The organism is Flavobacterium sp. HJJ (assembly GCF_015351475.1).
Lineage (GTDB): Bacteria > Bacteroidota > Bacteroidia > Flavobacteriales > Flavobacteriaceae > Flavobacterium > Flavobacterium marginilacus.
Map to the genome: position 1 here is coordinate 116,987 of NZ_JADKPR010000006.1, position 24,190 is coordinate 141,176.

General features: G+C 35.1%; 26 protein-coding genes and 1 tRNA gene. 18 read left to right on the forward strand and 9 right to left on the reverse strand.

Going from position 1 to position 24,190, the window contains the following annotated elements; all coding sequences use genetic code 11:
- Positions 1–13: 13 nt before the first annotated feature.
- Together IRZ80_RS06835 and udk are read right to left on the reverse strand one after the other, a co-directional pair.
- Positions 14–337, reverse strand: a complete 324-nt coding sequence (locus IRZ80_RS06835; RefSeq protein WP_194640804.1) for an FtsB family cell division protein — start codon at positions 335–337, stop codon at positions 14–16.
- A 112-nt stretch (positions 338–449) separates the two neighbouring features.
- Positions 450–1,058, reverse strand: coding sequence for a uridine kinase (gene udk, locus IRZ80_RS06840; protein WP_194640805.1), 609 nt, complete (start codon positions 1,056–1,058; stop codon positions 450–452).
- 518 nt (positions 1,059–1,576) lie between these two features.
- Between udk and IRZ80_RS06845 the strand changes: the two genes are divergently transcribed.
- The 6 genes from IRZ80_RS06845 (at position 1,577) to IRZ80_RS06870 (ending at position 8,573) form a co-directional block, all read left to right on the forward strand.
- A complete protein-coding gene (locus tag IRZ80_RS06845) occupies positions 1,577–3,169 on the forward strand; it encodes a NarK/NasA family nitrate transporter (RefSeq protein WP_194640806.1) in 1,593 nt (530 codons plus the stop codon).
- 225 nt (positions 3,170–3,394) lie between these two features.
- Positions 3,395–4,444: an MFS transporter gene (locus IRZ80_RS06850; RefSeq protein WP_194640807.1), complete on the forward strand. Its 1,050-nt coding sequence runs from the start codon at positions 3,395–3,397 to the stop codon at positions 4,442–4,444.
- A gap of 368 nt (positions 4,445–4,812) precedes the next feature.
- Complete coding sequence (locus IRZ80_RS06855) at positions 4,813–7,029, forward strand: molybdopterin oxidoreductase family protein (protein WP_194640808.1); 2,217 nt, start codon at positions 4,813–4,815, stop codon at positions 7,027–7,029.
- A 16-nt stretch (positions 7,030–7,045) separates the two neighbouring features.
- Positions 7,046–7,615 (forward strand): 4Fe-4S dicluster domain-containing protein, encoded by a 570-nt coding sequence (locus IRZ80_RS06860; protein WP_194640809.1) that lies wholly within the window; start codon positions 7,046–7,048, stop codon positions 7,613–7,615.
- A gap of 85 nt (positions 7,616–7,700) precedes the next feature.
- Positions 7,701–8,216: a Rieske (2Fe-2S) protein gene (locus IRZ80_RS06865; RefSeq protein ID WP_194640810.1), complete on the forward strand. Its 516-nt coding sequence runs from the start codon at positions 7,701–7,703 to the stop codon at positions 8,214–8,216.
- Positions 8,217–8,321: 105 nt separating this feature from the next.
- Complete coding sequence (locus IRZ80_RS06870) at positions 8,322–8,573, forward strand: DUF6755 family protein (RefSeq protein WP_194640811.1); 252 nt, start codon at positions 8,322–8,324, stop codon at positions 8,571–8,573.
- A gap of 142 nt (positions 8,574–8,715) precedes the next feature.
- Here the strand turns inward: IRZ80_RS06870 and IRZ80_RS06875 are convergent.
- Positions 8,716–8,790, reverse strand: a tRNA-Pro gene (locus tag IRZ80_RS06875).
- A 228-nt stretch (positions 8,791–9,018) separates the two neighbouring features.
- On the opposite strand from IRZ80_RS06875, the gene IRZ80_RS06880 reads away from it, so the two are divergent.
- The 9 genes from IRZ80_RS06880 (at position 9,019) to trxB (ending at position 16,414) form a co-directional block, all read left to right on the forward strand.
- Complete coding sequence (locus IRZ80_RS06880; RefSeq protein ID WP_194640812.1) at positions 9,019–9,687, forward strand: MarR family winged helix-turn-helix transcriptional regulator; 669 nt, start codon at positions 9,019–9,021, stop codon at positions 9,685–9,687.
- A gap of 40 nt (positions 9,688–9,727) precedes the next feature.
- Entirely contained in the window at positions 9,728–11,236 is a 1,509-nt protein-coding gene (locus IRZ80_RS06885) for a phytoene desaturase family protein (protein WP_194640813.1), read from the forward strand.
- A complete protein-coding gene (locus tag IRZ80_RS06890; protein ID WP_194640814.1) occupies positions 11,220–12,059 on the forward strand; it encodes a phytoene/squalene synthase family protein in 840 nt (279 codons plus the stop codon). Before IRZ80_RS06885 ends, IRZ80_RS06890 begins: the two co-directional genes overlap by 17 nt.
- Positions 12,056–12,511 (forward strand): hypothetical protein, encoded by a 456-nt coding sequence (locus IRZ80_RS06895; protein ID WP_194640815.1) that lies wholly within the window; start codon positions 12,056–12,058, stop codon positions 12,509–12,511. The genes IRZ80_RS06890 and IRZ80_RS06895 overlap by 4 nt, the downstream gene beginning before the upstream one ends.
- A 6-nt stretch (positions 12,512–12,517) precedes the next feature.
- On the forward strand, positions 12,518–12,988 hold the full coding sequence (locus tag IRZ80_RS06900; RefSeq protein WP_194640816.1) for an SRPBCC family protein: 471 nt from the start codon (positions 12,518–12,520) through the stop codon (positions 12,986–12,988).
- Entirely contained in the window at positions 12,985–13,428 is a 444-nt protein-coding gene (locus IRZ80_RS06905; protein ID WP_194640817.1) for a sterol desaturase family protein, read from the forward strand. Before IRZ80_RS06900 ends, IRZ80_RS06905 begins: the two co-directional genes overlap by 4 nt.
- Before the next feature lie 2 nt (positions 13,429–13,430).
- Positions 13,431–14,099: a lycopene cyclase domain-containing protein gene (locus IRZ80_RS06910; RefSeq protein ID WP_194640818.1), complete on the forward strand. Its 669-nt coding sequence runs from the start codon at positions 13,431–13,433 to the stop codon at positions 14,097–14,099.
- A 167-nt stretch (positions 14,100–14,266) separates the two neighbouring features.
- Entirely contained in the window at positions 14,267–15,352 is a 1,086-nt protein-coding gene (locus IRZ80_RS06915) for a hypothetical protein (protein ID WP_194640819.1), read from the forward strand.
- Between the two features lie 111 nt (positions 15,353–15,463).
- Positions 15,464–16,414, forward strand: a complete 951-nt coding sequence (gene trxB / locus IRZ80_RS06920) for a thioredoxin-disulfide reductase (RefSeq protein ID WP_194640820.1) — start codon at positions 15,464–15,466, stop codon at positions 16,412–16,414.
- A gap of 69 nt (positions 16,415–16,483) precedes the next feature.
- Here trxB and IRZ80_RS06925 read toward each other — a convergent pair whose 3' ends face one another.
- The 5 genes from IRZ80_RS06925 to IRZ80_RS06945 form a co-directional block, all read right to left on the reverse strand.
- Positions 16,484–17,317, reverse strand: coding sequence for a GIN domain-containing protein (locus IRZ80_RS06925; protein ID WP_194640821.1), 834 nt, complete (start codon positions 17,315–17,317; stop codon positions 16,484–16,486).
- A gap of 81 nt (positions 17,318–17,398) precedes the next feature.
- Positions 17,399–18,139, reverse strand: a complete 741-nt coding sequence (locus IRZ80_RS06930) for a head GIN domain-containing protein (protein ID WP_194640822.1) — start codon at positions 18,137–18,139, stop codon at positions 17,399–17,401.
- A gap of 42 nt (positions 18,140–18,181) precedes the next feature.
- Positions 18,182–19,912, reverse strand: a complete 1,731-nt coding sequence (locus IRZ80_RS06935) for a PspC domain-containing protein (RefSeq protein WP_194640823.1) — start codon at positions 19,910–19,912, stop codon at positions 18,182–18,184.
- Between the two features lie 5 nt (positions 19,913–19,917).
- Positions 19,918–20,247, reverse strand: a complete 330-nt coding sequence (locus tag IRZ80_RS06940) for a PadR family transcriptional regulator (RefSeq protein WP_194640824.1) — start codon at positions 20,245–20,247, stop codon at positions 19,918–19,920.
- Positions 20,248–20,334: 87 nt separating this feature from the next.
- Positions 20,335–20,790 (reverse strand): DUF4870 domain-containing protein, encoded by a 456-nt coding sequence (locus tag IRZ80_RS06945; protein ID WP_194640825.1) that lies wholly within the window; start codon positions 20,788–20,790, stop codon positions 20,335–20,337.
- Between the two features lie 254 nt (positions 20,791–21,044).
- Here IRZ80_RS06945 and IRZ80_RS06950 point away from each other — a divergent pair, with 254 nt between their 5' ends.
- The 3 genes from IRZ80_RS06950 (at position 21,045) to dnaJ (ending at position 23,721) form a co-directional block, all read left to right on the forward strand.
- On the forward strand, positions 21,045–21,497 hold the full coding sequence (locus tag IRZ80_RS06950) for a DUF4442 domain-containing protein (RefSeq protein ID WP_194640826.1): 453 nt from the start codon (positions 21,045–21,047) through the stop codon (positions 21,495–21,497).
- Positions 21,498–21,976: 479 nt separating this feature from the next.
- Complete coding sequence (locus tag IRZ80_RS06955; RefSeq protein ID WP_194640827.1) at positions 21,977–22,552, forward strand: nucleotide exchange factor GrpE; 576 nt, start codon at positions 21,977–21,979, stop codon at positions 22,550–22,552.
- Between the two features lie 53 nt (positions 22,553–22,605).
- Positions 22,606–23,721, forward strand: a complete 1,116-nt coding sequence (gene dnaJ, locus IRZ80_RS06960) for a molecular chaperone DnaJ (protein ID WP_194640828.1) — start codon at positions 22,606–22,608, stop codon at positions 23,719–23,721.
- A 69-nt stretch (positions 23,722–23,790) separates the two neighbouring features.
- Here dnaJ and IRZ80_RS06965 read toward each other — a convergent pair whose 3' ends face one another.
- Entirely contained in the window at positions 23,791–24,153 is a 363-nt protein-coding gene (locus IRZ80_RS06965) for a hypothetical protein (RefSeq protein WP_194640829.1), read from the reverse strand.
- Positions 24,154–24,190: the final 37 nt, after the last annotated feature.

The window sequence follows — 24,190 nt, forward strand, 5'->3', positions numbered from 1 at the left end:
ATACGCGGTAGGGTTATTTTTTTTTAACAGTATCACCGTCAAATTGGATGATATAAATGTCTTCACTATCTTTTTTCATATAGTATTTTTCACGGGCATATTTCTCTATCTGCAAAGGATTTTTTAACTGTTTGATTTTTTCTTCATCTTTTTTGATTTCTCCCTCATAATAAGTTGCATTATCTTCGAGTTCATCAATTTGTTTATTTAAAAATCGATGTTCAAAATAAGAGTAATTATCTAGAAAAACCATCCAGACTAAAAATGATAACGAGACCCAAACGTATTTGTTGCTTAAAATTTTAAACCAATAGCTGTTTTTAAAAGGGTTTTTCATCGGGTTGTTTGCCTAATTTTAATAGAAAATCGAGATTTTGTTTTGCATCGCTTTGTTTTACAGGAAAGCAAAGATCTGCTGCGTTTTATATGCCTATAAAATTACAATAAAATTATAAAATACGCTGATTAATTACTGCGCGGACTACGTCGATTGCTACAGTATTAAATCTGTCATTTGGAATAATTATGTCAGCAAAAGCTTTTGTTGGTTCTATGAATTGCTCATGCATTGGTTTTAAGGTATGCTGGTAGCGGTTTAGAACTTCATTCATGTCTCTTCCGCGCTCTGCAATATCTCTTTTTAAACGTCGGATTAAGCGTTCATCCGAATCGGCATGTACATATATTTTGATATCAAAAAGCTTTCTCAATTCAGGGTTTGTCAGAATTAGAATTCCTTCTACAATCATTACTTTTCGTGGGTGAGTAATTACAACATCATCAGTTCTGTTGTGCTGTACAAAAGAATAGACCGGCTGGTTTATGATCTTTCCTGCTTTTAATTCTTTGAGATGGGCTACTAATAATTCAAAATCAATAGCTCTTGGGTGATCAAAATTGATGTTAGAACGATCCTCATAACTTAAATCATGTGTCTCTTTATAGTAGGAGTCCTGAGATATAATCCCCACTTCAGCTTCTGGCAGTTCATTCATGATTTGATGTACTACTGTTGTTTTTCCTGACCCCGTTCCTCCTGCGATTCCTATAATGAGCATATTAATTTTTGTTTGTTTAGAATGCAAAAATAGAAATAATTCTGTTGATAAAATATAATTTTAATGAAGCTGCACGGCATTCGCTTTTAAAAGTTTCTGAGACGAATTACACTAATCTGCACGAATTAAGATTGCTGTTTAATTACACAAAACATTAGAAACTGTAAAAAGTTATAAAATTTGAATTCAATTTTGATAAGAATTAGTGTTAATTGGTGAAATTCGTGTTTATTTTTTTTTTAAATGCGAATGCCGTGATGAAGCTGGATTTTGGTTTTATCAGTAGTTAATAAGTTGTGTCCTGTCGTCATTATTAAACAGCTTTTTGCTGGATTCAGAGGCTTATAAATTAAAGGATTTTTGATGTTGTAATTTATTTAATTCAACTGATAAATATCATGTTTTAATGTTTTATTGTCTTTTAATTTTACATCAGTAAATAAAGGACTTATTTGTCTTATTTTTCGATAGATTAGTAATTACTGCTAAAGTTAAATTCTGAAATAAAAAATATAGTTATGAAAACGTGGTTAGACAAATGGGAACCAGAAAACGAGGAATTCTGGAAAAATACAGGAAGCAAAATTGCATGGAAAACATTGACAATTACAACTTTGTCATTGATATTTTCTTTCGCCTCATGGTTTATGATGAGCGTAATAGCGGTGAAATTACCAGGGCTGGGTTTTCCTTTTTCTAAAGACCAGCTTTTTTGGCTGGTAGCTATTCCTGGGTTGGCTGCAGGTTTTCTGAGAATTATCCATACTTTTATTCTCCCAATTTTTGGTACAAGACACGTTGTGACCGTGGCTACTTTATTGAAACTCATTCCGGTAGTCGGTATCGGATTTGCGGTGATGGATACCAGTACTCCGTTTTGGGTATTTGTTCTTTTGGCTATTACCAGTGGTTTTGGCGGCGGTGATTTTTCATCCTTTATGCCTAGTACCAGTTTGTTTTTTCCAAAAAGATTAAAAGGAACGGCATTGGGAATCCAAGCGGGAATTGGGAATTTTGGAGTTAGTTTAGCACAGTTTATTACACCGATTATTTTAAGTGTTAGTATTTACGGTACTACTTCGGTATTTACAAGCATCGATGTTAAGGAAACCAAGAATGTTTTAAAAGATTCAACAGTTGAAAAACAAAATGAAGTTTTTGCAGCCTTGGATGACAAATCACAAAATAAAATTCTGGCTGCTGTAAAGAAACCAGTATTAGATTCGGTCACTGCGGTAACGAAATCAAATGAAAATTTCAAGATTTTTTCTGCATTGCCACTCAATGAGAAATCTAAAGCGATTGCCAATGCAAACCCTAAATTGGCCGAAAAAATATTAAACAAAATTAGTCCCGAAAATGAGGCGGTTACGCATAAGGAAATCTACATTCAATCGGCTGCATTCTGGTACATTGGTTTTCTTTTGGTTTTGGGCGTAATCAGCTGGTTCTTTTTGAAAAGCATTCCAATGCAGGCTTCCATAAAAGAACAGATGGATATTTTCAAAAACAAACACACTTGGTTCTGCACCATAACTTATGTGATGACTTTTGGAACATTCGCTGGTCTGTCTGCAGCTTTTCCATTGATGATTAAATTCTTGTATGGTGATTTTCCAAATGCACCAGATCCTTTGGTATATGCTTTTTATGGTCCGCTGATTGGTTCTGCGAGCAGGGTTTGTTTTGGTTTTGTGGCCGATAAAGTAGGAGGAGCTATATTGACAACTATAACCGGAATCGGAATTTTGACTGGTGCAGTTATTTTGGTTACACAAGGATTGGTTTCTCCAACGAGTATGGATCAGTTTCCAATGTTTGTCGCAGTGATACTAGCTATGTTTTTCTTTACAGGAGTTGGAAATGCAGGTACTTTTAGACAGTTTCCTATCATATTTTCAGAGAATCAGCGTCAAGCTGCTGGAGTGATTGGATGGACTGCTGCAATTGCCGCTTTTGGACCTTTTATTTTTTCAAAACTAATTGGAAACAACATTACAGCAAACGGAACTGTAAATCAGTTCTTTATTGGTCTGATTCTTTTCACTATCTTAGCTACTTCTGTAAATTGGTGGTTTTATAACCGCAAAGGATGTGAGAAACCAAGCTAAGCTTTTAGGAATTTATTTTTAATGGTATAAATAAAAGTCAGCGTAATATTAATTAAAGAATACTGCGTTGACTTTAGATATTGTAACATATTTTAATTGATTTGTGTTTTCAAAACTACTTAAGTATTTTTACTTAGTAATTCTTTTGCTAATTTTACAACAAAAATAAAACGGTCTTTTTTAACTGATTTTACGAAGTTTAAAACCGTATTAAATTTTAGATTTATGAAAAACAAAACCTATAACACCAAAGCTTTACTGATTGCAACCGGGCTCTCGATCTTTATGATTGCCCTAGTGTTTTATGGGTCAAGAAAACTGCAGAATTTTGACGCAGCATTGGTAACTTATTTATTTGGGACGGTGTTTGCTTTCTTTGGGATTGTATATCGCTATACTGTTTGGCTGCAACGGCCACCGACTTGGATTTACTTTAAAAGAGGAATTACATATTTGGTGACCGGAAAAGTGTTTTCGCATTTTTGGTTTGCCACCAAAGAATCGGTGGAGAATATTGCGTTTCAGAAGTTTATTTATCCAAGGGGAAAATACCGCTGGGTGGCGCATTTTATGATTGCTGTGGGCTGTACTTCGGCATTTTTGATTACGATACCGCTTACTTTTGGGTGGATTAATTTTGCGATGGCCCCGAATTCCATTTCGGTGTATGAAGCGTATTTTTTCGGGTTTAAGGTGATGGATTTCAATTTGGATTCGATTACCGCTTTTTTGACCTTTCATGCGTTGAACTGGTCTTCGTATTTGGTTATTTTTGGATCATTATATTATTTAAGAAGACGTTTGACAAACCCTGGATTGATTGCCACTCAGTCTTTTGAAGGAGATTTGTTACCGCTTATTTTATTGATAGCCATTTCGGTTACGGGATTGGGATTGACGTATTCGTATCAGTTCATGAAAGGTTTTGCTTTTGATTTCCTGGCGGTTTTGCATGCCGTTACGGTGATTATGTTTTTGATTTGGATTCCGTTCGGGAAGTTTTTCCATATCATTCAGCGTCCAGCTCAGATTGGGGCGCATATTTACAAGAAACAGGGAATGAAAATGGGTATGGCGGTTTGTCCGCATACGGGCGAGGAGTTTGCCACCAAACTGCATATTCAGGATTTGAAAACGGTTACGGAAGAATTGGGTTTTGATTTTACCTACGAAGACGGAACATCACATTTGGATTTGAGCCCTGAAGGGAAAAGATCCCGACTGGCAATGGCGCATTTGAAAGCAAGACAGCAGGGGGGGAATTTGTTTGGATAATGTTTGAGGTTAGAAAAAAGAGGTTAGAGGTAGAAGTTAGAAAAAATAGAAATAGATTTAAGAAGACAGGTTGTGAGAGGGAGAATGTGTTGAAAGAACGAAATGTTTTTGATTGAAAACCTGATGTTGATTTGCGACCGCGTGAGGGATAGAAGCTGGCTACCGAAGTAGCGCGGATAGCCCGACCGCAATAGAAAAAGGGGCGAATAAAGACCCTGTTAAATCAGCCCCTTTTTCTATTGTGGTCACGCCCAAAGGATGATGATTTTAGATTGCAGATTGCTTCGCCTGTTCGCCTTTCAGGCTCGGGTAACTATTTTTGATTTAAGATTTTAGAAAAAGAGAACATACATTTATAAAAATATAAAATGGCAAAATTACCTGTAGCAGAGGAGAATATAGTAAAGCATTTTGGGCCGACCCTGAATTATGCGCCAAAGGACGGATATGTGGGAAGGGACGAGCCGGATGAGGCCGTGAAAACGCATTGTTGTTTTTGCGGGATGCAGTGCGGGATTCAATTGTTGGTGAAAGATAATACGGTGGTGGGGTTTGAGCCTTGGATGGAATTTCCTTTTAATGAGGGAAGGCTTTGTCCAAAAGGGGTTCAGCGTTATCTGCAGAATAACCACCCTGACCGATTGATGTCTCCTTTGAAAAACGTTCCGGGACAGGGATTTGCGCCTATTTCCTGGGATGATGCGATGGATAAAACGGTTTCGGAAATTAAAAGGATTCAGGAGAAATACGGGAATGATGCGTTCTCGATGTTGTCTGGGGTTTCATTGACGAATGAAAAAAGTTACCTTGTGGGTAAATTTGCCCGCGTGGCTTTGAAAACTAAAAACCTTGATTATAACGGACGTTTGTGTATGGTGAGCGCAGGTGCGGGAAACAAAAAAGCGTTTGGACTGGACAGGGGCTCAAATAATTATTCTGATCTAGAATATGCCGAAGTGATTATTGTGGCTGGGGCTAATATCAGCGAGACATTCCCAACCTTGACACACTGGATTTGGAAAGCCCGTGACCGCGGTGCCAAAATTATTGTGGTGGATCCAAGGATGATCCCACTGGCGCGAACTGCCGATATTCATTTGGATGTACGTCCGGGAACCGACTCGGCTTTGTACGGCGCGATTTTGAAATACCTGGTGGATCACGATATGCTGGACCATGATTTTATAGATAATTATACTTCAGGATTTCAGGAAACGATTGATGCCGTAAAGGATTACACCTTGGAATGGGCAGAGGAAGTGACCGGAATCGATAAAAATAAAATACGCGAAACGGCCGAATTATGGGGCAGGGCCAAAACGAGTTTCCTGCTTCACGCCCGTGGAATTGAGCACCACTCAAAAGGGGTGGACAATGTTTTGGGTTGTATCAATTTGGTGCTGGCAACCGGAAGAATCGGTAAACCATATTGCGGTTATGCAACCATTACCGGTCAAGGAAACGGTCAAGGCGGTAGAGAGCATGGTCATAAATGTGATCAATTACCAGGAAACAGGGACATCGAGAATCCGGAACACCGTAAGTATATTTCGGAAGTTTGGGGAATCAACGAGAAAGATTTGCCAGGGAAAGGGCTTTCGGCCTACGAAATAATCGAAGCTATTCACCGTGGGGAAATTAAGGGATTGATTTCTATTTGTTTCAATCCGTTAGTGTCTTTACCGAACAGTAATTATGTTCGTGAGGCTTTGGAAAAACTGGAATATTATGTATGTATAGACTTTTTCCTGAATGAAACCGCACGCCATGCCGATATTGTATTGGCTGGTTCTTTGCAGGAAGAAGAGGAAGGTACCACCACATCGGCTGAGGGTCGAGTGATTCGAATTCGTCAGGCGGTAACGCCTCCGGGAATGGCAAGAACCGATACTTCGATTATTTTGGAATTGGCCAAGCGTTTGGGTGTGAAGGATAAATTTACATACGAAAATAGTGAAGCTATTTTCAACGAACTGCGTGTAGCTTCCAAAGGCGGAACAGCAGATTACTACGGAATTACATACAAGAGAATTGAGGACAATATGGGAATGTTTTGGCCATGTCCAAGTGAAGACCATCCGGGAACGCCAAGGTTATGGGAAGACAGAAAGTTCAAGACTCCTGACGGGAAAGCACATTTTAATCCTGCGCCGTACAAACTCCCGGGCGAAGTGACTGATGCTGATTATCCCGTTATTTTGACAACGGGTCGTGTGGTGTCCCAATATTTGAGCGGTACGCAAACACGAAGAATAGGCAAGCTGGTTGACCAATATCCTGAACCGTTATTGGAAATTCACCCTAAACTGGCACAGCAATACGGAATCAAACAAAGGGAATTAATAAAGGTTTCCACCCGACGAGGCGAAGGGATTTTTCCCGCGAACATTGTGGAAACCATTCGGGAGGATACCGTTTTTATACCGTACCACTGGTCGGGTAAAAAATCGGCCAATCAATTAACGCCGGGAACATTGGATCCTATTTCCAAAATACCGGAGTTCAAAGTATGTGCCTGTCATTTGGAACCGCTTAGGGAAATTGCGCCTCCGTCAAAAGAATCAACGGCGTATGCAAGTATTTAATCTATAAAAAGGAAAAATGAATTATACGAGTTTCAATAAAAACGAGGAATTTTTTGTAGATATGCAGCGCTGTATTGGCTGTAAAGCCTGTGAAATGGCTTGCGCCGAATGTGAGACAAACGGTCAGGAATCTTTAATCAGCGTCAATTATGTAGATAGGGCTTCAACGGTGCAGACGACCGTTCAGGTGTGTATGCACTGCGACGATCCCGTATGTGCGAATGTGTGTCCGGCTGATGCGATTTCCAAGGACGAAAATGGAATTGTGCATACCGCCAATACTGAAAGATGTATTGGTTGTTCGAATTGTGTGTTGGCCTGTCCGTTTGGAGTGCCAAAAAAAGAAGAATCCTACGATTTGATGATGAAATGTACAATGTGTTACGACAGAACCAGCATTGGCAAAAAACCAATGTGTGCAACGGTTTGTCCAAGTGGTGCCTTGTTTTTCGGTACAAGAACCGAAATCGAGGAAATGCGTCCGAACAGTACACCAGTTAATACTTTTATTTTTGGAAAAGAAATTGTCAATACCAAAGTCAACATTATGATGCCGAAAGGAAGTTCGGAGCTGATTATCTACTAGGTATTAAGACTTGAGAAAATAGAAGACAGATTTTAGATTACAGATCTTCAAAAAACTGAAAACAAAACTTTTTACAATATAAAAAATGTCAAAAGAAGATAATTTAAATAAAAACTGGAAGAAAGATTTTCCAGTACTCAAACAACAGGCGACTAATGTAAGCCGTCGTGATTTTGCCAAGTTCCTGACTCTGGTTTCGGGCGGACTGATGGTAGGCAGCGGACTCGTTGCTGCCAAAGCCTATCTGCTTCCTAAAGAAGAAGTCGAGGGTGAGCATTTTGTATGCAAGAAAGATGAAGTTCCAGTAGGCGGAACCCGCGGTTTTGTGATCAAGGGAAGCACTATTCCTTATATTTTGATTCACCTCGAGAATGGGGATTTCAAGGCCTATGAACAAAAATGTACCCATCTGTCGTGTTCCGTATTTTACAAACCAGGCACTGGAATTATTCATTGTCCTTGTCATGAAGGTTCATTTGATGCTAAAACTGGAGATGTTTTGGGCGGACCGCCGCCTAGGGCGTTGCCAAGTTTGGAGGTTATTTTCAAAGAAAATGACGTTTATGTCAAAGCTTCCCATCAGGAAGAACATACAGTTTAAAAAAAAATAAACCATTAAGAAATTAAGAATCATTAAGCTGAAACTTAACGTTACTTAATTTCTTAATGGTAAAAAAATAAAATGTTTTGCTAAAACCAAATAGCCATGAGTACTTTTAGAACCAGTCAGAATCAAGCGAATCCAAATAAACTGAACAGCATACTTTCGACCTTGATATTCATATTAATTTTGAATGTCACGATCCAGATTTGGCTGTTGTATGCTTCGCTGAACAACGCTTTAGAAAATAATAAAGAAATTTTAATACCTGCGTTTGTCGCTTCTTTGGTACTGTTTTTAATAGGGTTCAGCTGGCTGTATTATCTGCCTTCGGGAAATAAACCGCAGCAAAAATAGAGAAGTAAAAAAAGCTTTTATTTTATAACAATCTCAGTTGAACAGCTGGGATTTTTTTATTATTATTTGTCTTGCTTTTTTGGTAATTACCAGATTTTAAATTTCCCACAAAAAAAGCCGAACATTGCTGTTCGGCTTTTTGTCGGGGTGGCAGGATTCGAACCTGCGGCCTCCTGCTCCCAAAGCAGGCGCGATAACCGGGCTACGCTACACCCCGTAAATCGAGTGCAAATATAAGGTTTATTTCTGCTTTTCAAAGTATAAAAGTAAAATAATTTAATTTTTTTTTTCAAGTGAAGGAGAATTAGGTTATTTATAATCTCTACAGTGTTATTTGGTGTAAAAATATACTAATTTAATTGTTTTTATTTAAAATTTAGTATATTTGTATTCTTTATATATTGAAATAAAGTTTAGATAGTTAAACATAATCATATGTTTTTTTATGAATTATAATTTACTCAAAGATGTTGTAGGTTTAGTGCAGGAATTTGAAGATGCAAATATGGATTGCAATTCATACACAAATGATATGGAAGGTTTCAAGGACTGGATTTGTGGTAAATGTGAAAATAATCTGCATAATCAGGAGCCTGACTGGGAAGGCAAAGAAATGGGCAGAAGTCCTGAAAGTGTCATCAATACTTTGATTGTTCATATGAATCGATATGCAAAATCATATTCCAAGTCGGCCATTTATGGTTCTGATTTTTCGACTCAGGAAGATTTTGTTTATCTGATTAACCTTAAAGCGTTTGGTTCGATGACCAAGATGGAGCTGATTAAAAAGAATATTCAGGATAAGCCTGCTGGGATGAAAATTATTGATCGTTTGTTAGCCAGCGGATGGCTGGAGCAAAAAGATTCTGTTGCTGATAAAAGAAGCAAGATGATATCCATAACAGAAAAAGGATTAAAAGTTCTGGAACAGCAGATGGATAAAATCAGGCGGGCAGCCAATGTGGTGACTGGTGATTTGAGCAGCGCTGAAAAGCTGCAGCTGATTGGTCTGCTTCAAAAACTGGATCATTTTCATAAGCCTTTGTACCATAATAATTCGGATTCCTCCCAGCTATTGAATATCGCATACGATGCCTATTTAAAAGCAATTTAGCGATAAAAAAATCAGGTTATTAAGAACTAGAAAAGAAACTATGGATAAATCAAATACAAAAAAAACTATTGCGGTAATTGGCGCTGGTTTTTCGGGTCTTTCGGCAGCGACATATCTTGCTAAAGCCGGTCATCATGTTCATATTTTCGAAAAACATGACAAACCCGGTGGCAGAGCGAGACAATTTACTACCGATAATGGTTTTACTTTTGATATGGGACCAAGCTGGTATTGGATGCCGGATATTATAGAGAGTTTTTTTAACGATTTTGATTGCAAAGCTTCGGATTTTTTTGAATTGATTGCCCTGAATCCTCAATTCGAAATGATTTTTTCAGATATGAAAATGGCTGTTCCCGAATCTTTTCAGGAGATGAAAGTTCTGTTTGAAAGTTTAGAAAAAGGGGCTGGCGAAAAATTGGACCGTTTTATGAATGCTGCACAGTATAAATATGAGGTTGGCATGAAGGATTTTGTTCAAAAACCCTGTCACAACTGGCTGGAATTTATATCTCCTAAAATTGCTTCGAGTGCATTAAAATTGGATTTACTCACTAATTTCAGGTCGTATGTAGCTAAGAATTTTAAAAATCAAAAGCTGAGAACATTAATGGAATTTCCCGTAATATTTCTTGGGGCTTCGCCAAAGGATATTCCAGCTTTGTACAGTTTGATGAATTATGGAGGCTATAAATTGGGAACATGGTATCCGATGGGAGGTTTTTACCAATTGGTTTTGGCAATGCAGAAAGTTGCTGAGTCACAAGGTGCTTTTATTCATTTTAATCGGACGGTAGATAAGATTATTACCGAGAAAGGTAAAGTCAGCTCGCTGCTTATCAATGGCAAAAAATATGAATTTGATGCGGTAGTGGCTTCATCAGATTACCATCACACCGAAACATTACTTGAGGAAGACGAACGAAATTATTCTGAATCGTATTGGAAGAAAAGAACTTTTGCTCCTTCATGCTTGATTTATTATTTAGGGTTCAAAGATAAAATACCGAATTTAAGACATCATACATTGTTTTTTGAAAATGATCTGGATACCCATATTGATGCTATTTATGGAGATAAGAGATGGCCTGAAAAACCATTGTTTTATGCCTGCTGTCCATCAAAAACTGATCCAGATGTGGCACCGCCGGAAGGAGAAAACCTTTTTTTGCTGATGCCTTTGGCTATCGGAATAGATGACGCCGAATCCAAGAGGGAAGAATATTTGACAGCAATGATCCAGAGGGTCGAAAGCCATACCGGAACTCAAAATCTGCAGTCTAAAATAGTGTACAAAAAAAGCTATTGTGTGTCTGATTTTTCCAGTGATTATAATGCATATGGAGGCAATGCGTATGGATTAGCGAATACGCTTTCACAAACTGCAGTTTTGAAACCAAAAATTAAGAATAAAAAAATACAGAATTTATTTTATACGGGACAATTAACAGTGCCAGGACCTGGTGTTCCTCCTTCTATTATATCTGGAAAAATCGTAGCAACAGAAGTAAATCAATTAAAAAGGCATAAAAATGAAAAAGTTATTTGATGAATTGTCCTATGAGGTAAGCAAAAAGACAACTAAAAAGTACAGCACCAGTTTTTCTCTCGGGATTTTGGCACTGAAACCGTCAATCAGGCCTGCGATTTATGCCATTTATGGTTTTGTCAGATTGGCAGATGAGATAGTGGATAGTTTTCATGATTTTGATAAGAAAACACTTTTGATGAGGTTCAAGAAAGAAACTCAGGTTGCTTTATATGAAAAAATATCGCTCAATCCAATCCTGCAGTCATTTCAGGACACTGTGCATAAATATCAGATAGATTACAGCCTGATCAATCAATTTTTGCATAGTATGGAAATGGATTTGGAAAAGATGGATTACAATTCGGATCTGTATAAAGAGTATATTTATGGTTCTGCAGAAGTAGTAGGTTTGATGTGTCTTCAGGTTTTTACCAATGGAAATAAAGAGAAATATGAAGAACTGAAGCCATCAGCAATGAAACTGGGTTCTGCTTTTCAAAAGGTGAATTTTTTGCGTGATCTGAACGAAGATTACAGGACTTTGGGGCGAACCTATTTTCCCAACATTGACATGAATGTTTTTGATAATAAAGTAAAAAAAGCAATCGAAAATGAAATTGAAATCGAGTTCAAAGAAGCTCTGACAGGTATTAAAATGCTGCCTGCTACTTCAAAATTTGGCGTTTATTTAGCCTATCGTTATTATTTGTCTTTGTTTAAAAAAATAAAAAGAACCGCTGCCGAGAATATTCTGCAGGAGCGCATCCGTATTCCAAATTTTCAAAAAATGAACGTAATGATGCGCAGTTATGTTCGTTATAAAATTGAGATTTTAGGATGAAAACGATAATGCTGTATAGTGTTTTTTTAATTTTTGCCATCAATAGTTTTGCCTTTTCGATGGATTTGGATTACATTAGAAATCATTATGGGCTGGCGGCATCTGATAAAAAAATATGCAGAGAGATGATAACGGAGTTAGAGAAAACACCCCTTACTAGTGTACATTTAGCTTATTTGGGGGCATTACAGACAATTTGGGCAAATCATGTTGTCAATCCGTTTTCCAAATTGAGTACTTTCAGTAAAGGAAAAGCAGCAATTGTAGATGCAGTTAAAAAAGACAGCAATAATTTTGAAATCCGATTGGTCCGATTATCGGTACAAAAAAATTGTCCTGCTTTTTTAGGATACAATAAAAACATTCAGGAGGATGAAGAATTTTTGAAGAAAAATAAAGAGCAGATTAATTCAACAGCTGTTTTAAATCTGTTAGATTCTGTTTTAAAATAAATACAAATGATATATCAATTATATAGAGAACAACAGCTTTGCTGCGATTTGTCTGAAGCTTGGACTTTTTTTTCCAATCCGGACAATCTTTCGGAGATTACACCAAAGAATATGGGATTTGTTGTGCTTACCAAAAATGCTGGTGATATTATTTACGAAGGAATGGAAATTGATTATACGGTTTCGCCATTATTAGGAATTCCGATGAAATGGAAAACTCATATTCTGCAAGTAGATTTTCAAAAAAGCTTTACCGATTTTCAGGCAAAAGGACCTTACAAGCTTTGGAATCATCACCATGAATTTATTCTTAATGCAGATGGGGTCTTGATGAAAGATACTGTCGACTATGAATTGCCTTTTGGTATTTTGGGCCAGATTGCTCATTATTTATTTGTCAAAAAAAAGCTTAACGAAATCTTTGATTATCGGTTTCAATATTTGAATAAAAAATTTAATCAAAATCAGGTGAAATGATAAATTTTCTAATCGTACTAGCAGTATTTATTGGCATGGAAGGCGCAACTTGGCTTATTCATAAGTACGTTATGCATGGTTTTTTATGGGTTTTGCACAAGGATCATCATGATCACAGCAACGAAAGCGCATTCGAGAAAAACGATTATTTCTTTGTCATTTTTGCATTGCCGGCGATTGCATTAATGTATTTTGGTTCACTCGCAGATTTTAATTATTTGTTTTATATTGGTTTGTCAATAACTTTTTACGGGATGTCCTATTTTTTTGTGCATGATATTTTTATTCATCAAAGGATAAAAGTATTGCGAAATACTAAAAACATGTATTTTTTGGCACTTCGCAGGGCACACAAACAGCATCATAAACATTTAGGCAAATTGGATGGTGAGTGTTTTGGATTTTTATATGTTCCTAAAAAATACTTCAAAACAAAATAACAATGAAGCCGTATACTTATTTACTAATTCTTTTTTTTACAGTTTTTGTATGTTTTATTGCTTCTTTTGATAAAAGATTAGGATTCAATAAACACTTTGGAGCATTTCTAAAATCAGCGGTTATAGTTGGGATCCCTTTTATTTTATGGGATGTTTGGTTTACGGCTCATGGTGTTTGGTGGTTCAATTTTGATTACACTTGCGGGATTGTCATTACAGGTTTACCTCTTGAAGAATGGTTGTTTTTTATCTGTATTCCGTTTTCGTGTCTATTTACTTATTTCTGCATAAACAAGTTTTTTAAATTGGATTGGTTGGTAGGTTTTAATAATATGATTGTCTTTGTAAGCATCATTGTCTGCAGTCTTATTGCTTTGTTGCATTCAGACAAAGCTTATACTTTTGTAACAGCTATTGTTACTGTTTTTACATTAGTTTATCTCCATTTTTTTGTTCGTGCTCCTTGGATTTCTCAAGCTTCTATGGTGTATTTGATTCTAATGCTCGGTTTTTTTCCTGTAAACGGAATGTTGACAGGTACAGGATTGGAATCTCCAATTGTGAATTATAATCCTAATGAATTCTTAGGTATTCGAATGCTCACCATTCCCATTGAAGATGCGGTTTATGGCTATAGTCAGTTTTTATGGATTGTTTATTTCTTTAAATAATTATTTTCGGATTATTTTGTTTAAAACGGGTTGTAAATTCTTTAGTAGAATTATTTTAGTGAGATAAATAAACTATAATTTAGCATCAAATTAATGCTTTTAAAAGCTAAGTAAGTTTTTATATAAATTGGTATTGATTGAAAAATATAAAAACTAAAAAAAATCTAATGAAAAAAACCTTGTTTGTTTACTTAATAGTTTGGAGTATAAATGTTTCCGCACAAGAGATGACTTGTGAAGAAAAAGCAAATAAATTTTTAATTGAAAAGATAAAAGGATTTCAGTCGAATGATTTAATTCCTTATTATTCTAAAAAAGAAGGTAAATGGGGCTATTTTCATCGAGAGACTAAAAGGAAAATCACCGAACCTGTAATGAAGGATGCTTTCTTTTTTCATCCGTACATTAATTTATATTATAGTCTCGAAACTGATGGGAAAGAAAATGGCTGTAACGGTAAAATTTTGGGTAGTAAAGAGAACTATCGTGTTGAGAATTTAGAATCTAGCGGTTATCAGATATTTGAGAGTTCAGGTTCTTGGGATAAAGAAACTAAAAAATCATATAAAAGTATGATTAAAGATGATTTATCTGGTTTTGAGGTTGATGCTGGAGGAAATTTAACTTATTTTAATTCCAAATACTACAATAATAGTAAAGATGAACCCAATATTCTTGATGTTATTACTTTAAAAAATAAATATTATGCTATTGTTGCGAACCGATCAGCAGATAACTCATCCTCTACATACAGTGTTATTGATCAAAATGGAAAACCTTTTTCCAACTTTGAAAACCTTCCAAAGTACCCACATAGAAAACAAATATATTCTAGCGACGAAGATGTGTGGTTTCTTATGGAGACAGGTAAAGACCAATATGTTTTTAAATCATTATTGAAAGGTGAATACATAGAAGAAACTTTTGTTAGTTCTTCAAACTGGGAAAATGATGCGCAGTCAATCGGATATGCTATAATGGATTGTGAAGGAAAAAAATCTGGAGTTTTTGATTTGGTTACAATGAAGTGGAAAATAAAACCAGCTGTTAAAAATGATTTTCTGTATTTGAATTATTCATCTTTAGAGCCACTTTTGTACAATTATAATAAAGGTGAAAATTCATATAACCCAGCTATTGAAGTTCCAGTTGATATGATAAACAAAAACAGAGAAATTACGAATATTTATATTCAAACTTCAAAAGACACATTTTATGATTTGGATTTAAAGTTATATAAACTCGGGAAATGATATATTATGTTTTATTTATCTATTTTAAGATAATAAATAGTGATAATTCTTATCTAGTTTTCCAATAATAAAAACTTATTTTTGTGCTGTTTTAAAAAAAAGAAATATACTATGTCAGATACAATCGAAAAAATAAAATGTCTTATTATAGGTTCTGGACCTGCAGGTTATACTGCAGCAATTTATGCCGCCAGAGCCAATATGAATCCAGTATTATACCAAGGAATGCAGCCAGGAGGCCAATTGACTACAACTAACGAAGTAGAAAATTTTCCAGGTTATGTAGATGGTGTCACCGGTCCGGAAATGATGGTGCAGCTACAGCAGCAGGCACAGCGTTTTGGTGCAGATATCCGTGATGGATGGGCTACTAAAGTTGAATTTAACGCTGGTGGAGTTCACAAAGTGTGGATCAATGATAAAATTGAATTGCATTGTGAAACAGTAATTATTTCTACTGGAGCATCAGCTAAATATTTAGGATTAGATTCGGAACAGCATTATTTGAAAATGGGTGGCGGTGTTTCTGCTTGCGCTGTCTGCGACGGATTCTTTTACAGAAACCAAGAAGTAGTTATTGTTGGAGCAGGGGATTCTGCTTGTGAAGAAGCACATTATTTATCTAAATTATGTTCGAAAGTGACAATGCTTGTCCGCAGCGATAAATTTAGAGCATCAAAAATTATGGAAGAGCGTGTCCGCAAAACTGAAAACATTTCTATTTTGATGAACCACGATACAGTTGAAATTTTAGGTGATGGAAATGTAGTAACTGGCGTGAAAGCAAAAAACAAAACAACGGGAGATATTTTTGATATTCCTGCGACAGGTTTCTTTGCAGCTATTGGTCATAAACCCAATACGGATATTTTTAAAGAGTATCTTACCCTTGATGAAACAGGATATATTATTAATACTCCAGGAACTTCAAAAACGAATGTTGAAGGAGTTTTTGTGGCTGGAGATGCTGCAGACCATGTGTACCGTCAGGCGATTACTGCTGCAGGAACAGGCTGTATGGCGGCTTTGGATGCTGAAAGATATTTAGCTGCAAAACATTAAGAAAATGTTTCAAAATATAAAAGTCCCAATTTTTTAAGCTGGGACTTTTTTTATGCGGATAGGTTGAGTTTATTTCGCTTTTTTAATTAATTGGGCTTCGCCTAAAAACTTGCGCACTTCAATTCTTGGTGTACCCAATAAATATATTCTGGATGAACCATTTGCATCAACTATAAGACTTGTATCTGCTCTTAAATTACTGACTGCCGAAGCTTCCGTAGTAATATCAGCGTTGTGAATTGTAAAATTAACTCCAGTAAATACGCTGTTATTGTCTTGACGCAAAATTGCATTGGTACTTTCTCCCTCAATTATGGCTGTAGTCTTTTGGTACATATCAAATGCAAGATCAGTTGAGTTAATTAATGCTTTAAGCTGAGCCGTTTTGCTTAATTGAATCTTGGATTTTTCCGCCTTTAAATTCAGTTCGACTTTTGATTTATCGTCAGAAATCAAACCGAAGATTTTAGAATTTACATTTAAATATAATTTGGCAAAATCTAATGATTTAAAAGTAATATCATCAAGCTGAACTGCTTCAAGCGCATTTATAATAGAAACATTTTTAGCGGTCACCGATTTTAAATCATTGGTGTATTTAATTCTTAATGAAAGTTTTTTAAAAGTGCTGATTTCTTTGGTTGTATAAATGCGAAGTGTTTTTTCCTTGATGTCAAATGAAATGACATCTTGAAGATTGTCATCTGCTTCAATCTTTATTTCGTTTTTGGCTCCCTTTTCCAAGAAAACAGTAAGGTTGTCTTCAATTTCCAAAGCGGTAAATTCGCCAATTTCTTTTGGTTTTTCAATGACTGTTTTAGAACCTTTTATTTTTTCTTTATTTTGACCAATAGCCAGAGTTGTTGTCAATAGAAAAAAAACAACAAGATGTGAATATTTCATTTTATACGTTTTGGGTTAGATGCAAATATAAAAAAATCACCCATTTTTGATGGATGATTTTTTAATTTTAATGCTGGAATATTATTCCTCATGTACGCTTCCTCCTGAGTTTTCTTCTTTTTGAATCGATTTTGGAGTTCTCTTGTAAGCGATGCTTCCGCCGCTTGATGCTTCTGCTTTTAAATTTACAATTGGCGAAACTGTTATTGATGAACCGCTCGAAGCACTGGCACTCACTTCATTTGCCAGTAACTCACCAGCATTTAGAACTGAACCGCTGGAAGAAGATGTTTCCAGATTGATTGCTTTTCCATTAATGTTTTGATTGCTGGCACTGCTGCTTGTTAATTGAACAGTTTCATATTCTACAGTTGCACTAATGGATCCTGCACTCGATGAGGTCAGACTTAAACTGTTTCCTTTTAATGTGCTTTTAGCATTTATTGTTGAAGCTGATGAAGCTTCAAGTCCTTCAATAACTGGCATTTTTACAGTTATTCTTTTCGAAGAGACATTTACAAAGCTGCCAATTTTACAGGAAATGATTAATACTCCATTTTCTATTTTTGTCGTAATTTCTTTTTGTAGATTATCATCGGCTTCGACAGTTATTTCTGTTTTGTCCGACTGCTCAATAACTAGATCCAAAGCATTGCTTACTTCTACATTTTTGAAATCTCCTGTCACAGGTCTTTTTTCGGAGGTAACATGACCGCTTCCTTTTATAGACCGCAGTTCGCTTATCTGATTGCAAGATCCAAAAAATAATGCTATTAATGTAATAACAATAAATTTGGTAATTAATGTGATGATTTTTAGCATGACTATTCGGTTTTAAATTAAATTAGAATGCTTTTAGTAATCTTATTCAGTTTTGATGATAATGCCATCTTTATTAATTTTCAATTCCTTGAAATTCTTTTTGGTTTTAACAACAGTGTCACTTTCAACTGTAACTCCATTTTCATTAATGGTTATGTTGCTTTCGTGGCTATTTTCATTATCTGAGTCATCGTCTTCATTATCACGGTTAGGACAAGTAAGGCATTTTATTTTGTTTTCCCCAACTCTGTATATTCCATTGTCTTCTGGATACCAGTAAAAGAAATCATCATCAGTTTTGTCATAATGAGCCATAGAATCGTCTGGTTTTATTAGCGTGCCCACAGGCAGGAACAAAGTTATTTCGATTTCTTGGTCACGGAATTTATTTTTAGCATCAGTGATCAGATAATTATCAAAAATCAATTGGCTGCCTACAATTTTATAACTGTATCTTATGGCATCTGCTCTTTTTTTAGCTTCAGATAGTGATGTTCCTTTAGCTTCTTTTTCAATCTGGATATAACCATATTTTTCATCTGATTTTTCTATTCGGATCCTAACTTCATTAGAGTAAATAATGTCGTTGTTTAATGAATCTTTGGTAATCATGAATTCGTGGCGGTCGTTTACATCTTTAGCAAAATAATCATTATGCTTGAATTTAACAGATATTGTATCAGTTGGTTTAAAACTGATTTTTTCTTTAAGAACCGTTCTGCCGTTTACAGCAAATGCAGTAGCTTGTTTAATACCAATTGAGATGGCAATTGAAACAGCAATTAACCAAAGTGCCAGTAAAGTATATTTTACTATATTCCCAACTGATTTCATATTAGGTGCTAATAATTTAAAACCTAATAATGTCATGAAAAAGAACGGAATTCCTACTGCAAAGAACATCAGTAATCCAAAAGACCATACAGGATAATCGGTAAAGTTACCAGCTTCCACAAAACTCTGCCAAGGGAAATCCATTGAAACGCTTGTTCCCAAAGTAAATATTCCAATTAAAAGAAGCACTAACATTGTTAAGCCTGCCATGATTAAAATGACTCCTAAAAATTTAGCAAAAATTTTGAAAACTGTCATTATGAAATCGCTGAAAGAGTTTCCCAATTTCTCAGCTCCTGTTTTTATCTGGTTGCCATATTTGTCGTAATCACCATTTTTGAATTTACCGGAAACATTTTCAAATTCCTCACGAACTTTTTTTTCGATGTTTGAAATGGTAACAGGCTCTCCGGTCATTTCAAGTTTTTCTGAAGTTGTTATCGCTTCAGGCATTACAATCCAAAGAATGATATAAGCTAAAACTCCTGTCCCCCATGCTAAAACTAATACCAAAAGAAAGATACGAAGCCAAACTTTGTCTATTCCAAAATAGTGTCCAAGTCCTGCCAAAACTCCTCCAATCATTCCGTTGTCTTTATCACGGTATAGTTTTCTGGTACTGCTGGGTGCTGTATAATTATTGTAATTATTATTGCTGTTATTAGTAGAATCTTCTTCAATGATGTAATCTTCAGGCTGTCCCATTACAGCAATAACTTCGTCAACTTCTCTAAGGGTAACTACGTGTTTTTCAGTTTTTTGTTTCTCTGTCAGTAATTCCGAAACTCTCATTTCAATGTCCTTGATGATTTCTTCCTGGCCAGATGATTTTGAAAGAGATCTCTTTATGGCGTCAAAATAACGGGTTAACTTTTGGTATGCATCTTCATCTATATGGAAGAACATTCCTCCTAAATTTATATTTACAGTTTTGTTCATGACTATTATTTTTGGTTGGTTATCAAATTTACGGCATTAGACAGTTCCGTCCATGTGCCATCCAGTTCTTTTAGAAAAGTTTGTCCTATCTCGGTCAAACCATAATATTTTCGTGGTGGTCCTGATGTGGATTCTTCCCAGCGGTAGTTGAGTAATCCGTCGTTTTTTAATCTGGTTAATAACGGATAAATGGTTCCCTCTACGACCAATAATTTAGCGTCTTTTAAAGTGTCCAATATTTCTGAGGTATAAGCGTCTTTCTCTTTTAGCACGGATAAGATACAAAACTCAAGAACACCTTTACGCATCTGTGCTTTTGTGTTTTCAATGTTCATAATTTTTAAATTTGAGTTGATTTGACTGGTTGATTAATTTGTCCATTTTTTGATTGATGATTGATGATTGATTGATTTTGAATGGTATTATTTTAAAAAAGGTATCGTCAGAGGATAAGTATATCTTTCTCCATTGGAAGCTTTTACCGAAGCATAAATGACTAAAAAGAATTCGGCAACTTTTATACAGGCAATTGCAAAAAGAGCCAAAGCGCCTATTGTCAATAACCCGATGCTGTTTCCGTAATCAAAATTCTTAATGATAATGTCTTCGTTGTTTATTAAATCATTAAAAGAAATGTTTTTCAGTACAGTGAATAAAAATACCGGAATAGCGATCATTGCTAAAACTAAAGAGTAAATTAAAATACTCAGCTGAAAGTTCAGCACTTGTTTGCCGTTATGATCTACAAACTCTGATTCGTCTTTTTTAGAAGTCCAAATGATTATCGGAAAAATATAATTCCCAAACGGAATGATATACTGGCTAAATGTACTCAAGTGTGTAAGTGCAGCAATTTTTTTTTCGGTTGAAGTTTCCATGATTTGATTTTCGTTTTTTGATTGATGATTGATTTAGAAATCAGCAAGTTGATTTGCCTAGTAATTTCTTATGCAAATATATGTTCAAAAGCGAGTATCTTGTATCGCATAGTAGTGTATATTAACAAAATATTAACAAAAATAATGATATTTGTACGGTAAAACTTATGTTATTGATTATGTATTTTAAAATTCTAAAACATTTTATATGTACGCATAGTATTTTTTGTATTTTAGTCAAAAAAAATATACTTATGGAATTGACGGTATCAAAATTGAATCGCTTTGTATTTTTTAAACTGCCATCAGCATTTATTTGTGGAATACGTGTGAAATCTATAGATAAAGAAAAGTGTGTGGTAACTGTAAAACACCGATGGATCAATCAGAATCCTTTTAATTCTATGTATTTTGCTGTACAGGCGATGGCTGCTGAGCTGACAACTGGTGCGATGGTAATCGATAAAATTCAGCAAAGCGGAAAAAAAATATCAATGCTTGTGGCCAATAATAAATCCAATTTTTCCAAAAAGGCTACAGGTCGCATCACTTTTGTGTGCAAGGATGGTCATTTGATTGAAGAAGCTGTTCAAAAGACGATTGCCAATGGCGAAGGTCAGACATTTTGGATGAAATCTATTGGAACTAATGAGGAAGGAGTTCAGGTATCTGAAATGGATTTTGAATGGAGTATCCGCTTAAAATAAAATCTGTTTTATGAAATAAAAAAAAGCTTCGTTGTATTAAAACGAAGCTTTTTTGATATAAGGCATGGTGAATTAATAATTATAAACAGAAGACAACCTTAGATTCGAATTTTGTGAGTTGTATTCTTGGGGCTAGAATAGTATTCAGTTCCAAATTTAAGTAAACTATATCGTAATAGTCTTAAAATTATATTAATTTTTTGAAACAAAATCCATAAACTTTTTTAAATATTTTTTTTAATATGACTATCCGCAAAGATTCTAAATCTTTTTTTTGCCACAGATTATAAAGATTCTCATAGATTTTACATGCATTTTTTAGAAATCTGTGTTAATCTTTATAATCTGTGTCCAATTTTATCGATTTGGTATTAGTCACGGATAGTCATATAATTTTTTTATTGTTTAAAAAGAGTGACAATTTGACATTTTATAAGTTTTGGCAGTACTTTTGCAATCAAAAAATAACGAATAAAACTATGTTTAAGAATTTTTTTAAAAATAAAAGTAATATGACTACAGAAAATACAGAATTCGATCAAGAAATAGATGACGTGACATTAGAAAATAATGCAAATGGTGAGCAAATTATTATTGAAGAATTAAGTGTTGAAGAGCAATTAGCGCAAGACTTAGCAAAAGAAAAAGATAAGTTTCTGAGATTATTTGCTGAATTTGAAAATTACAAAAGACGTACTACTAAAGAAAGAATTGAATTGTTTAAAACAGCTAATCAGGAAGTTTTGCTTTCTATGCTGCCAGTTTTAGATGATTTTGACAGAGCGATAATTGAAATCAGTAAATCTGAAGATGAATTGCTGGCTAAAGGAGTGGAACTTATTCATGAAAAATTGAAAAGCACTTTAGTTACTAAAGGATTAGAGCTTGTTGATGTAAAAGCCGGCGACTCATTTAATGCTGATTTCGCTGAAGCAATTACTCAAATACCAGCACCTTCAGATGATATGAAAGGAAAAATTGTTGATGTTCTTGAGAAAGGTTACAAACTAGGAGACAAAATTATTCGTTTTCCAAAAGTGGTAATTGGCAGTTAAATTCCGGTTTATATTAGGAGTTTAAAGGTTTTTAATTTGGAATTACTTTAATTATGAAAAAAGATTTTTACGAAATATTAGGCATTTCAAAAGGTGCAGATGCAGCTGAAATTAAAAAAGCATACCGAAAAAGCGCTTTGAAATACCACCCTGACAAGAATCCTGGCGACAAAGAGGCAGAAGAAAAGTTCAAACTGGCGGCAGAAGCTTATGAAGTATTGAGTGATCCTGCCAAAAAAGCAAAATATGACCAATATGGACATCAGGCATTTGACGGTTCTGGCGGATTTGGCGGCGGCGGTCACGGCGGTATGAACATGGATGATATATTCAGTCAGTTTGGTGATATTTTCGGTGGTGGCTTCGGCGGATTTGGCGGAGGCGGAGGCGGGGGTTCCCGTCGTGTCAAAGGAAGCAATTTACGTATCAAAGTAAAACTGACTATTGAAGAGATCGCTAATGGTGTTGAGAAAAAAGTAAAAGTTAAGCGTAAAGTTCAGGCACCAGGAGTAACCTATAAAACTTGTTCTACCTGTAATGGTCAAGGTCAGGTAATGCGTGTGACTAATACTATTTTGGGCAGAATGCAATCGGCTTCAACTTGTCCGACATGCGGTGGATCTGGTCAGATTCTGGATAAAAAACCAAATAATGCTGATGCTCAAGGAATGGTTGCTGAAGATGAAACTGTTTCTATCAAAATTCCAGCTGGTGTTGTAGATGGAATGCAGTTAAAAGTTTCTGGTAAAGGGAACGATGCTCCAGGTAATAGTGTTGCAGGAGATTTGATCGTTGTTATCGAAGAAATTGAACATGAATTCTTGAAACGTGAAGGTGAAAATCTTCATTATGATTTATACATCAGTTTTGCCGAAGCGGTTCTTGGAATTTCAAAAGATATTGATGCTGTAAACGGTAAAGTAAGAATCAAACTGGAAGAAGGAATTCAGTCTGGAAAAATTCTAAGATTGAAAGGAAAAGGTATTCCAAGTATCAACGGTTACGGCAGCGGAGATTTACTGGTTCATGTAAATGTCTGGACTCCAAAAACGTTAAACAAAGAACAAAAACAATTCTTTGAAAAAGCGTTGACGGATGATAACTTTACTCCAAGTCCTGAAAAATCAGACAAATCATTTTTTGAAAAAGTAAAAGATATGTTTTCTTAAACTATTTTTTAAAAAGGTTTAAAATATAAAATCCCCATTCTACATTTGGTTTTAGAGTGGGGATTTTTTTTAATGCTTTATTTTTTTTAATCGGAGATTATATGATTCGTGTGGTAAAATTCTTTTAGTCATAAACAAAGTGTCTTTAATTATTTCTATAGAAAATGATTTTGAATCGTTTTCGATAATTAATGTTGAGCAATCTTCCTCTAAACTATATTTAGTCATTTTACCATCTATTGAAAGTGTCTTATCGTCATTAAAAATCCATGTCTCAGATTTGTTTCCAGGATCAATTCCAAAAGGTTGCTGTATATAATACGTTTTCCATTCTCCATAAATTTCCAGGCAGTCGGCGGTCTTTTCTTGTGAATAAATAGGTAAACTGCTTAAAATCAAAAATAATATAATGTTAAATTTAAAATTTTTCATAAAGTATTTTGATTTAGTTTTAATGTAGGAATAAGTT